Source organism: Aquimarina sp. EL_43 (assembly GCF_943422735.1).
In the GTDB taxonomy this organism is placed as follows: Bacteria; Bacteroidota; Bacteroidia; order Flavobacteriales; family Flavobacteriaceae; genus Aquimarina; species Aquimarina megaterium.
The window spans coordinates 2,977,763-2,990,555 of sequence record NZ_CALSBR010000001.1; the positions used below are offsets into that span (position 1 = coordinate 2,977,763).

At 36.3% G+C, this 12,793-nt stretch carries 10 protein-coding genes; 9 read left to right on the forward strand and 1 reads right to left on the reverse strand.

The genetic code is table 11. The annotated features are described in order from the left end of the window. Positions 1-58 precede the first annotated feature (58 nt). The gene (gene rsmG, locus NNL09_RS12565; RefSeq protein ID WP_196910843.1) at positions 59-688 is read left to right on the forward strand and encodes a 16S rRNA (guanine(527)-N(7))-methyltransferase RsmG; all 630 of its coding nucleotides are present in this window, start codon (positions 59-61) and stop codon (positions 686-688) included. Between the two features lie 63 nt (positions 689-751). Here rsmG and NNL09_RS12570 read toward each other — a convergent pair whose 3' ends face one another. Then, positions 752-1,816: an alkene reductase gene (locus NNL09_RS12570; protein WP_196910844.1), complete on the reverse strand. Its 1,065-nt coding sequence runs from the start codon at positions 1,814-1,816 to the stop codon at positions 752-754. Positions 1,817-1,953: 137 nt separating this feature from the next. Between NNL09_RS12570 and NNL09_RS12575 the strand changes: the two genes are divergently transcribed. From NNL09_RS12575 to NNL09_RS12610, 8 genes are all read left to right on the forward strand, one after another. Further along, positions 1,954-2,319, forward strand: a complete 366-nt coding sequence (locus tag NNL09_RS12575) for a helix-turn-helix domain-containing protein (RefSeq protein WP_231389197.1) — start codon at positions 1,954-1,956, stop codon at positions 2,317-2,319. Positions 2,320-2,495: 176 nt separating this feature from the next. After that, complete coding sequence (locus NNL09_RS12580) at positions 2,496-2,678, forward strand: hypothetical protein (protein ID WP_196910845.1); 183 nt, start codon at positions 2,496-2,498, stop codon at positions 2,676-2,678. Between the two features lie 905 nt (positions 2,679-3,583). Continuing rightward, positions 3,584-4,042: a T9SS type A sorting domain-containing protein gene (locus NNL09_RS12585; RefSeq protein WP_196910846.1), complete on the forward strand. Its 459-nt coding sequence runs from the start codon at positions 3,584-3,586 to the stop codon at positions 4,040-4,042. A 64-nt stretch (positions 4,043-4,106) separates the two neighbouring features. Continuing rightward, positions 4,107-10,400, forward strand: a complete 6,294-nt coding sequence (locus NNL09_RS12590) for an FG-GAP-like repeat-containing protein (protein ID WP_196910847.1) — start codon at positions 4,107-4,109, stop codon at positions 10,398-10,400. Positions 10,401-10,444: 44 nt separating this feature from the next. Beyond that, on the forward strand, positions 10,445-11,041 hold the full coding sequence (locus NNL09_RS12595) for a hypothetical protein (protein WP_196910848.1): 597 nt from the start codon (positions 10,445-10,447) through the stop codon (positions 11,039-11,041). A 241-nt stretch (positions 11,042-11,282) separates the two neighbouring features. Continuing rightward, entirely contained in the window at positions 11,283-12,005 is a 723-nt protein-coding gene (locus tag NNL09_RS12600) for a hypothetical protein (protein ID WP_196910849.1), read from the forward strand. Between the two features lie 97 nt (positions 12,006-12,102). After that, complete coding sequence (locus NNL09_RS12605; RefSeq protein WP_196910850.1) at positions 12,103-12,468, forward strand: hypothetical protein; 366 nt, start codon at positions 12,103-12,105, stop codon at positions 12,466-12,468. Further along, the gene (locus NNL09_RS12610) at positions 12,458-12,727 is read left to right on the forward strand and encodes a CPCC family cysteine-rich protein (RefSeq protein ID WP_196910851.1); all 270 of its coding nucleotides are present in this window, start codon (positions 12,458-12,460) and stop codon (positions 12,725-12,727) included. The genes NNL09_RS12605 and NNL09_RS12610 overlap by 11 nt, the downstream gene beginning before the upstream one ends. Positions 12,728-12,793 lie beyond the last annotated feature (66 nt).

Sequence of the window (12,793 nt, forward strand, 5' to 3'; positions counted from 1 at the left end):
TAAAAAGAAGTAAAATATCTCATCTTAAGGTGTATTTTTGTGCTTTAATTACTATTTGATGGATATTCTACAAAAATACTTTCAGAACATAACTGAAGAACAAAGATTACAGTTCTCGAGACTTGGAGATTTATATACAGAATGGAATGCTAAAATTAATGTGATCTCTCGTAAAGATATCGAATCTTTGTATGAGCGTCATATTTTACATTCTTTAGGAATCGCAAAGATTCTAGAGTTTAAACCGGGGACACATGTACTGGATGTGGGTACTGGCGGCGGTTTTCCTGGGATTCCGTTAGCGATTTTATTTCCCGAAACTCAGTTTTATTTGGTGGATGTTATTGCCAAAAAGATCAGAGTGGTCAATGAAGTGGCAAAAGCATTAGATTTACATAATATTAAAGCAGAACAACGAAGAGCTGGTACTTTTGATAGTCGTTTTGATTTTATAGTAAGTCGCGCAGTAACTAATATGCCTGATTTTGTAAAGTGGGTACGAAAAAATATTGCCAAAAAAAACAATCACGAATTACAAAACGGGATTTTATACCTTAAAGGAGGTGATCTTACTGAGGAACTAGCTTTATTTCCTAAAGCAATACAACACAATCTTTCTGATTATTTTGAAGAAGAATTTTTTGAAACAAAAAAAGTAGTGTATTTACCGCTGAAATATAAAATATAAAGAAAAAGGAGTTTTGATTCGTTTAAAACTCCTTTTTTGACAATTGTTTTAACTATTTATATGTTAATAATCTGTATACCCTACTTCACCAGGAGTATAGAAAGTATCCATGATAGGTTGGGTTAATGCAATGTTGTTTTTTAATTTTTCAATAAGATTTGGATTTGATATGTACGGCCTTCCTATATAAGCTAGATCAATTCCTTTATCCAGTACAGTTTCAGCCTCTTCTGCGGTATTTATATTTCCTCCTGTGATAATTGTTCCTTTAAAAATATTCTTAATTGTTGTAACAATATCTGTCGGAAAATCTGGTGCTCCCATACCACGATGGTCTACAATGTGAATATATGCTATATTAAGTTTTGATAACTCTGCAGTTAAGTAACTATACATTTCTACTAAATCATCATATGTACCTTGCATATCGTTAAAAACACCATAAGGAGAGATTCGTATACCTATTTTATTTGCGCCAATAGCATCAATGGTTCTTTGTGTTAATTCTAATAAGAAACGAGTTCTGTTTTTATAAGAACCTCCGTACTCGTCGTTACGAATATTAGATGCTGGATTTAAAAATTGATCAAGTAAGTAACCATTTGCACTATGAAGCTCTATTCCGTCGACCCCTGCTGATACTAAATCGGTTGCTGCTTGTATGTATTCGTTTTGAGTTTTTTGTATTTGTTCTATAGTCATAGCTTCAGGAATGGCATAAGGGCTAATTCCTGATAAGTCGGTGTGAATTTCTCCACTTAGCTGTATGCTTGATGGGGCTATAACCTTTTCGCCTTCTGGTAAATTTGGAGTCGCAGAAGCTCTTCCGCAATGCATTAATTGTACAAAAATTTTACTGTCTTTGTTATGTACTTTTGAAGCAATATTTTTCCATCCTTCAATTTGAGCATCGGTAAAAGCTCCAGGAATTCTTGCATACCCTAATCCATTAGGAGATGGCGAAGTTCCTTCAGTTATAATTAAGCCAGCATCAGAACGTTGTTCATAATACAATGCCATAATATCATTTGGGATGTTTTTGATTGCTCTATTGCGAGTCATAGGAGCCATGACAATACGGTTTTTTAAAGTAATTGAACCTAAGGAATATGGTTGAAAAATTTTCATTTTGTATGTTTTTTGTATTAAAAGTTTATAAAAGTAATTATTAATAGTTTCTAAAAGAAACATTTGTATTTTTGTATTCTAAAAAAATGGTAACCTCGATGTAACTAATGGGGTTGTTTAACCAAAAATTAAGAATTATGAGTAGGAAATTAATTCATAATCCAAATCATTGCCCAATGATTCATGCAACGAATATTATAGGAAATAAATGGGCGCCTATTATTATTTATGTTTTAGGAGAGCGTAAGTTAAGATTTGGGCAATTGGTAGTTTTTGTAGAAGGAATTAGCAGAAAAGTGTTAACAGAACAACTTAAAGAATTAGAACAAAAAGAGGTTGTGAAGCGCGAATCATTTGCAGAAGTCCCGCCCAGAGTCGAATATTCTTTAACAGAATGGGGAAAAGAATTATTACCTATATTAAGTCAATTGTGTGCTTGGGGCTCTGGTATTAGTACTGGTAGAGAAGATGAAAAAAATGTTGCAGTACAAAAGAGGGTTTAACTTAGGAATGCTCTTTTACCAAAATAATATATTGTTTAACTGTTATTACGATGTTTTTTATGTCATTGATAATTAATGGTTTATTCGGTTTTTGTGTGCATTTCTAGTATAATTCTTTGTCTTTGGAATAAAACTTGATGTTTTATTGGTGATACGAATTTTTAAATAGGACGAATATGTTGATAAGTTTTAAACCGATAGCCGGAAAGAATCTGGAGGATGCTATGGCTATCCCAAAGCATTATGCTTTGGTGGTACATAAGAATGTAAAACAAGTTATTCCCTCAAAAGAGGTTACTTCCGTATTCATCGAACGAATAAAAATTGGTTATCACTCAAGTATAGAATTAAGCATGTAGTTTAAGACTACAATTCAAAAATACTCTCTGGCGCTTAGGGTGTCAGAGAGTATTTTTTTGCCCAAAAAACACCAAAACTCACCTAAGAAGCGATTTTTTTTGACCTTAGATGCCGTTTTTTTTCATCTAAGAAGCCGATTTTTTTGCTCTAGACGACCAAAAATACTACTCAAAAACACCACTTTAAAGCAAAAAAAGTCTTAAAATACTCTAAAAAAAACAGGCTGATTTACGCTCTTTTTTACATCAAAAATCGATTAAAATAGAATGATTTTTCGGGGAATTTTCAGCCCGAAAAAAACCTTTGTGTATGCCTCTGGCTGCAATTACTTTAGTTGCTATATATCAGTAATACCTTTCATCTTACTTACGCTTGATACACAATCCAATTTTCGCTTCAATCAAAAAAAATAAACCATTCACTAAAAAAATAGGATAAGAATACAGATTTCCATTAGGATGTTAGGAGCCTTATTTTTTTGCCTCACTTATAAGAACGAAGCGTCTCGATTTCTAATGTACTGTTTAAACTTATTAGCTGCCCCAAAATAGAGAAATTTAACTTATGATTTCTTTAGCTGTTTTTTACATAACATTAACACTATAAGTATTCTGAGTTCCGAAAAATGAAACTGGCATGTTTTACTATTGCATCAAGAATATCAATTTTAACAACCTAAAAAATCCAACTTATGACAATAATACAGCACAATCTTCACAGATAATAATATCTAAAGACCAGAGGCCATTTATGGTTCACATTCTAGACACTAGAACCATGTTTTTGACTTCTTGATCAAATATTTGAAAATAAGAGGTTTTTCCTCTTATCGACCCTCTCTATTACTAACCCCATTTTTGGTAATACTATATATCTGTATTAACTATTTTTTATTCACAAAATCATGAAAAAACAATTAATTCCTTTATTAATTCTTGTATGGGGTGCTCACGTGAGTGCGCAAGTAGCCTCTGGAGATAAGCTTGAATTTACTTACGACACAGCAGGAAATCAGACATTAAGAGATGTACCTGCTCCTGCTAAGGCCAGCGATGAAGTATTCGAAACTGTACAAAATGATGAGATCAACATAGAGAAAGAGAGCATTGCAAATGCCTTTATAGTTGCTCCTAATCCAACCAATGGAGAAGTCACTTTACAATGGAAACCAGAACTGTCTGAACAAATCACTTCGATCGAACTGGTTAGTCTTGTCACTAGTCAAAGATCTGCTATTTCTTTTAGGAGAAATAATTCGGTAAGTATTGATCTCTCAGAAAAGGCAGCAGGATTATACCTGGTGATCTTTCACTTAAATAATGACACTGTATCAACCGTACAGAAGAAAATTATTAAACTCTAAAAACAGTCTATGTGGCGGTTTATCAACCGCCTAACTCGTATTACAAATTTAAAACCTATAATAGATGAAAACTAATCTATACATTACCTGTGTCTGGATGTTACTCCTCACGGGTATACTATCGCGTGCTCAAGATAGCACAAACCTTAATCCAAAAGACGAATTTACGTATCAAACACATACAGCATCGGTAGAAGAACCAGAAACTTTATTCTTATCAGGAGGAGAGCCAGCAGCAACCAAAACAGCAACTGCTTCCAGAAGCAGCAGTTCTGGTATTGGGGAAACATCAGGATCTCTATCTGTATCTCCTGCAGGAGGTGCTAATTATGTTGTGCCTATTGCTGTACCGCCAGGAATCGGAGGGGTAGCACCCGAAATAGCAATTTCTTATGATAGCCAGGCCGGAAATGGTATTGCGGGATGGGGCTGGAATGTCTCTGGCTTATCGGTTATCAAAAGAATTCCTGCCACCCAATATCATGATGGTGGTATTGACCCTGTAGATTTTGATGCCAAAGATCGATTTGCCCTCGATGGTCAACGACTCTTATTAAAGAGTGGTACCTATGGTGCTAATGGCGCAGTATACGAAACCGAAAATTACTCTAACCTGAAAATCACTTCATTCGGGACCTCGCCTTATGGCACATCCTATGGACCCGCATATTTCGTAGTACAGTATCCAGATGGGTCGGTTGGGCATTATGGAAATAACACCAACTCGAGATCCAGATTAGAATATGCTCTTACATATTGGGAGAACCCATTAGGAATTCGTATCAATTACTCGTATCGAACTGTTAGTGATAAGAACATTATTAGTATTGAAAAAATTACCTATGGTGCTAAAGGAGCGGCAGCCTCTATTAATGAAATTCGTTTTGAATATGGAAACCGTACCCGTAACGAAAATTCCTATATTAACGGAATTCTATTTATACGAGAAACCTTACTTAAAGAAATTAAGGTATTTGGTAATGGTACTCCCTATAGAAATTATGTCCTTAATCATGATGCAACCACACTGGGGTATGATCGTGTGATCGGTATACAGGAAAAAACAGGTGATAATACACAATCGCATTCCCCTATCCTTTTTACGTATCCAATAACGGCTTCTACTGTAACACATACTCCCACCACGTCCAACCTGGGGGTGGTAAATATTGAGCAACGAAATGCAGAAACGGTATCTTTAGACCTTACAGGTAATGGTAAAATGGATTTTATCGTCTATCCCAAAAACACTAAAGATAAATTCTGGATATTTAAAGGGGATAAATTTAATATTCCATCTACTATTAATACCGGGGGTAAGTTCGAGAAAATATTTCCTGTTACCTTACTCAACCAGCAAAACAAGCTTTTGGCAGGGCAGGGACTTACCGTAATACAAAATAAAAGCGATAATAAGGTTGATTTTAAAGTATATTCAAATGGTACGGTGCATCCCATCTATTTACAATATACCAAAACATGGACAGCACCAGCACCAACAGATTGTGTAAGAATACCCCAAAACTACATATCAGGTGATTTTAATGGGGATGGGCTTACCGATATCGTAGCGGTAAGCGGAAGATGTAGAACGACCAATACAGCCAAAGTAACCTTGATTAATCTCGATAAAAGGCTGACCTCTAATTTTGCGATACATACAGGGACTTTGCAGAGTGCATTATCTGCATCTGATCGCTTATTTCCGGCAGATGTAAATGGGGATGGAAAAACAGATATACTACAGATCAAATCCGGTCAAATTTATGTGTATACCATAACCGATAATAATGCTTTACAATTACTATGGAAAAACACTACCCCAATTATTAAATCAAATCTCCCTGTATTGTTAGGAGATTATAATGGAGATGGTAAAGCCGATTTTTTAATGCCTCATAAAAATAATACTACTGCTTTTAACCTGTTTGCATCAAAAGGAAATGATTTCCTGGTTACATCGCATAGTAATGGATTTAGGTTTAATGCTACTAATTTTAATGGTAGTAATGGGGTATTGTCGGGCTATAACTTGATTCCTGTAGATATTAACGGAGATGGAAAAACCGATATCATAGATTATTCGACCACCACTACCAATAATAGTACTACGGGAACACAAAACGTAAAGGTTTTTTATAATAAATCCCCTAGTTCATTTACGTCTGCTCCCAAATTTACCGAAGGAGGAAGTATTTCTGTAAATACCAATTTAAAACATTTTCCTATTCCTATTTTCTTATCCTCTAATCAACCTAATTATGCGTTAGAGTTTGCCTCGATAAGTAATCAATGGATATCATCATTTTCGTTTACTCAGGACCATAAAAAAGATGTCACTTTAAAAAACATCTCTAATAATGGGGTTGGCTACCATATTACTTACAGCAATCTAAATACCGAGAATCAGGCAGGCCCTCCTGTCTATACCCGTGGCTATGATCAATTCTACCCTTATGTAGATATTGCAGCAGCTTCGGGGATTCAACTGGTAAGTACAATAGAACGCTCTTTGTTTGCAGGTGGCCCAAGGGTAAAGAAAGAATTTTATTATAAAGGAGCCGTATCTAATCTCGAAGGTCTTGGTTTTTCAGGATTTCAGTATATGGCCAGTAGCAATTGGCATACAGACGGGTCAGATCGTATATTTAACAATTACGTCTATAACCCTCGGCTTAGAGGGGCGGTAATTCAGGAATATCAGACACCCTCTACCCATCGGTTTGGTACTATTCCATCAGACTATATCTATAGGATTGATAATACCTATAGACATAGCATAGCTTCAAATAAGATGTTTAAGATGTATCTAAAATCTTCAATACATCTCAACCAACTGTTGGGAACAAACATCAGGAAAAGTTTTCTATATGATTCTTATAACAATCCTATCAGAGAAACCGTCAATTATGTTGGGACAGGAACCACTACAACCTCTATTGCCAATATAAGTAGTACCTCTGGTTCTAACTATTATATCGGTAGGCCGACTACAAAAAAAATAACATCTACTATAGGTAGCGATAGCTTTTATAGTGAAGAACGCTATACCTATTCTGGGGCGTTGATGACCAGAAAAGACACCAGGGGTAATGGTACAAGATCTCTTACAGAAATGTATCGACATGATGCCTTTGGAAATATTACCGAAATTACTGTACGCCCTTTTAGAGGAGCCCAAAGAAGAACCAAATATGAGTATGAAGCTTCTGGGAGGTTTCTTAAAAAATCAACTGATCTAGACGGGCTGCAAACTACGTATGAGTATAATGCCAGTACAGGGATGCTGACCAAGGAAACCGATCCTTATAACCTGTCTACAAATTATCAATACGATAAGTGGAACCGACTTGTCAAGGCCACGGATTATTTAGGAAATAGCGCTACAACCAGCTATGTAGAAAGCAAGCAATATTATTACACGGTAACCCATACAGCTGCAGACGGTAGTATGATATCATCCCAGTATGACCCGTTACAGCGTAAAGTTAATGATCGCAAAATAAGCCAGGGAGGACAGTGGATACAGGTAACCTATGAGTACGATGCCCTGGGGCGTTTATCCCGACAAAGTGAACCGCATTTCGGCAATGCACCTACCCAGTGGAACACAACCGAATATGATCGCTACAGTAGGATAAAAAGACAATCCTTATATACAGGAAAAAACATCGACTATTCCTATAACAAACTAACCACAACCGTAAATGATGGTACCAAAACCGTGACCACGACCAGGGATGCGATGGGCAATGTGGTTAAGGTAAATGATCCGGGAGGAACCATTACGTATACCCATTTTGGTAACGGAGCCATAAAAACATCTAGCTATGGTGGGGTTACCCAGACCATAGAGCAAGATAAATGGGGGCGTAGAACCAAATTAACAGATCCATCGGCTGGGGTATATACCTACGAATACAACGGTTTTAATGAGATTACCAAAGAGGTAGGGCCCAAAGGTACAACAGAGTATACTTATACGTATACTGGCAAAATCCAAAGCATTAAGGTTACAGGGGATCATACCAATATGACTACCAACTATAGCTATGATAATTCTACCAAATTGTTAAGTGGTATATCGGGTTCTGATGTAATTAATGGCAAAATGTACAACTATGTCTATGCGTATGATAGCTATAAACGTATACAAAGCCTTACCGAAGATACCGGATCGGCACAGTTCGAGAAGCAATACTCCTATGATAGCATGGGGAGATTGCAACAAGAACAGTATAAAGCTACAACCGCAGGAAAAACCAGTACCAGTAGCTTTACCTATAGTTTTGATACTTATGGCGCTTTTACCGGGATCGACAACTGGAACATAAAAACCCGAAATGCGCGTGAGCAAATCACCGATATCCAGCTGGGTACAGGGCAAGTACAACAAACCCGGTTTGATGCCTATGGTTTTGTAAAAAGCAATACTGTTGCCGATCCCAACCAAAACAAAAATGATATAGAAAACACCTATGCATTTAACCCTATTCGTGGCACCCTGTCTAATAGAACCCATAAAGTAGATGTAACGGGGCATACTGCAAGTTATAGTGAAACCTTTACCTATGATTCGCAAGATAGGCTTACAGAAATAAGCGGGCCTTTTGCCAGGACCAATGCTTATGATGGATATGGACGTATTACCAATACTTCTGCCATAGGAGGCCTTGCCTACCAGGGAGGCAGCAAGCAGTATCAGCTTAAAGAAATGACATTAAATGCTGCCGGGGCACAATTTTATCAAAACCACGCGCTACAGCAAATTACCTATAACGCTTTTAAAAAACCTGTCGATATTCATGAAGCCGACAAAGGAAGGGTAAGTTTTGAGTATGGCCCCTTTCATAATCGTACAGGAGCATGGTATGGGGGATTAGCAACCGATAAAACCCAACGAAGGTATCATAAACAATATGCATCGATCATCCCTGCAGAGATTGTACACGATACCCAGGAAAACAGTTATAAGTTTGTCTTTTTTAATGGGGGTGATGCCTATAGCGCGCCCATTGCCAAAATAGAAAAGTTTACCAGTGACACTAGCGATGGGGGATCGATATATCACCTGCAACGGGATTACCTGGGGAGTATTTTAAACATCACCAAACAAGTCGAAACTGGCGGTGTCACCTCTGGGGTATTGCAAGAAAGCAGGCAATTTGGTGCCTGGGGTACTGTAGATGCATTCTGGTCACAAAGCGGGAGCACCACAATGGATCATAATAGCTTGTTGGATCGTGGATATACCGGGCATGAGCATTTTGGGGAGGTAAGCCTGATTCATATGAATGGCCGTATGTATGATCCCCAGTTAGGTAGGTTCTTATCACCAGATAATCATATCCAGAACCCTTACAATACCCAAAACTATAATCGATACGGGTATGTGCTTAACAATCCCCTGATGTATACCGACCCCAGTGGTGAAACCATGCAAGAAGAAGGTGAAGGAGGAACCGGTTGGATATATTGGGCCGTGGTAGGAGTAGTTAGTGCCTATCAAAGTTTACGGGGAGCCCCAATCGGAAGATGGTTAGAAGCCAATCATGAACGTAGAATGAGAGATGTTAATAATTTCTTTGATCGCATATTTGGTGGTAGTGGTAGCAGTGCTAAACCCACCACTATAGAATACAACCAGACCCAGGTGATGAGTGACCCGCTTATGAACCCTAATCCTGGTATTGCGGCTACATATATGAGTAACGGCGGGGGTGGTTTAGACCTAATGCACAGTTCTTTTGTGGCTTTTCAGGCAGGTCAATTAAATTATGTGGCCAGTATTACCAGGGGGATCAAAACCTTATTTACCAATCCTTCTTCCCTTTTTACGGTAGATACCTATCTTAGTGCCGTATCCCAGGGGATAGAAATGGCATACCCGCATTTTAGGGCAGCACGTACTAATAGCAGGTTACAACAAGCTGCTGGCACAGGGGATGTTAATCATGTTTTCTATGCTTTAGGAGGAGAGTCTGCGAATTTACAAATGGAATCTTTATCTTTGATACCAGGTGCTGGTATTGTTGGTAGGGCTGGAAAGGTTGCTAGGGGAGTACCTAAACTTTTACAGAGATTTAATAGTGTAGAAAGTCTTGTTGGAAATGCAGGTAAACTTAAACGATTAAAAGGAGGTCTTAGACAGGGATCTATACAAGGAAATGCAAATGATATCTTTAAAGGACTATCTCAACAGTATGGAGCTAAAGTACAGATCAATGGGGCAGAAATGTTTTTTAAGTCAGGAGATATTAGAATCGGTTTACATAATGCAGCGAAAGGTGGTGGAGTCCCTACACTTCACATAAAAAATGCAAGTCAATTATATAAAATAAGAGTTATACCATGGTAGAACATGTCCAATTGTTAAATAAGTATGCTTCAGAAGTGTACTCAATGTATTCACAAACAATTTCAGAAAATCAATGGGGTAATAAAAGTGTTGCCTTAGAATATCTAAAAAAGTACTATTTATCAAATGAAGATTATTTAAAAAACTGGAAACCAATTCAAAACACCATTTTTAAAAATCAGGATAAAGGATTGCCTGATGTGGTGTTTAAAGATGATTTTTCTTTACTTGCTATTCGTGGCGGAATTTTATTTGAAAAAGAGGACTTTGAAAATTTACAGAATTGTATTGAAGAAGTAGGAGATACAAAACTGATTATCGTTCAAAATGATTATGGAAGGAAGTTAAAAGTTCCTCCTTTCAGAATGATATATCCATCAGACATCACTTGGGAAGAACTCATGAGTGGTAACTTTATCTCTACAGCTATTTTTGAAATGTTTGCTAACGAATATTTTGTTTTTAGTGAGAGTGGAAGCTGGGGGAAATATTCAGCTAACGACTATGAACACCCACTTGATTTAATTGGTTTTAAGCCTCAATATGCTTCTGTTTTTAAGAAACAATTTAAGCAACCACAAGAAGAGTGGGATGAAATAAAAGAATGGTTACCATTAAAATACAAAGAATTGATTAAATAAATTGAAAGCCATCCTTAGGGGTGGCTTTTTCTTTAAGATGTCTGCTAGGGCCAGTTATATTGCTAATGTTTTTTATGGTTTCTAGGAGAGTATTTGATATAAAAACCAGGCCTATGCCTTCTAATAAAATTGCTAAAGATGCTAGTTTTGCATTGAAATCAATAAAAATTGAACGAAACCTTGACACTAATATTTATGGTCCTAAAGCAATTTAATTAGGTAATTTAAAATGGAAATAGAAATGTTTAATTTTCTAAAAAGAAAAAAGTATAAATTACCAAAATCTTCTAAAATTGAAGAAAAGGATATTTTATTTTTGAAGAATTTAGTGTCTATATTACCAGATGATTACTCGTTTCTAAAGGAGCAAGTTAGCGCTAATTTTATAGTGAGTAAAAGACCTATGGTTTTACAGCAAGAAGGAAATATCTCTTTTGCATTAGATGAAAAATTATTTAATAAATACAAAAAGGAATCTTTCCCAGAGTCATCAGAAATAAATAACATTAAAATTAAGAACAAAAAAACAGAATTAATGAATATTATTAATATTCATCTACTTAGTGGTACTATTTGGGGGTATTACTTGGATCCAGATACATCATTTAGTGATTTGAATTTTGAAGAATTTGACACTTCTAATATTGAATTTAAACAATATAACAATGATGATAAATTAAAAATTGAAGAAATCATATCATTAGACAAGCAAAGTCCCGTAAGAAAGTTTTTGGATATCGAAAACACTTTCAAAATAGAAATTGATGAAGGAAACTTCTATGTTATTAAAGACTTAGGCGATGGTAATTATCTTTCAATGAACGAAAAGGGCGCTGTTTTTGGAATGATACATGACCCATATGAAGTAGAAAAACTTTTCGATAATAAGGAAGCTTTTTTCAATGATCTAGAACTAGGTAACTTTAGTATAGAACAATACTATAACAAAAAGATGGGTGGGTAAAACATCTCTCTTATTATACTAAAATAAAGCAGCTACAGTAACATGTTTATTGTAGCTGTTTTTCTATGCTTTAGGAGGAGAGTCTGCAAATTTACAAATGGAATCTTTATCTTTGATACCAGGTGCAGGAGTGGTTGGTAGAGTTGTTAGGGGAAGTACAAAGTTTCTAACACAAGGTAGATTTCCTAATGCAGCTAACAAGTTTGGCCAACATTCAGGAGAATGGTCTCAGTGGGGCTCCATTTCCAAAGAAGCATTTCGCAACAGAGCAATTAAACTTGCGGATAGTCCGATTGGCGCTCATATAAGAGGTTTTACATCTAAACAAGGATATGGTTTTAGATTTAATACTCGAACAGGAGAATTTTTAACCACTCACCCTAATGGTACCATTCAAACCTTCTTCAGACCAAAACAAGGTTTGAATTACTATCTAAAACAAGTACAGAAATATGGAAACTAAACAAAATAGACATGGTAATTATCAATGCCCTTGCTGTAAATATTATACCCTAAATGAAAAGCCAGATAACACATTTCAAACCTGTCCAGTGTGTTTCTGGGAAGATGATGGAATCCAATTACATGATCCGGATTATGAAGGTGGAGCAAATGAGATGAACCTTAATCAAGCTCGAAGAAACTTCAAAGATTTCGGTGCAATAGATTTGCAATTTAAAGAGCAGGTCAGGCCACCATTAAAAAAAGAATTAGAAGATTAAATGTAGAGCCCTTACAGAAATGTGGGGGCTTTTTTTTAGCAAACTGCATCAACCGGAGATGTTAAC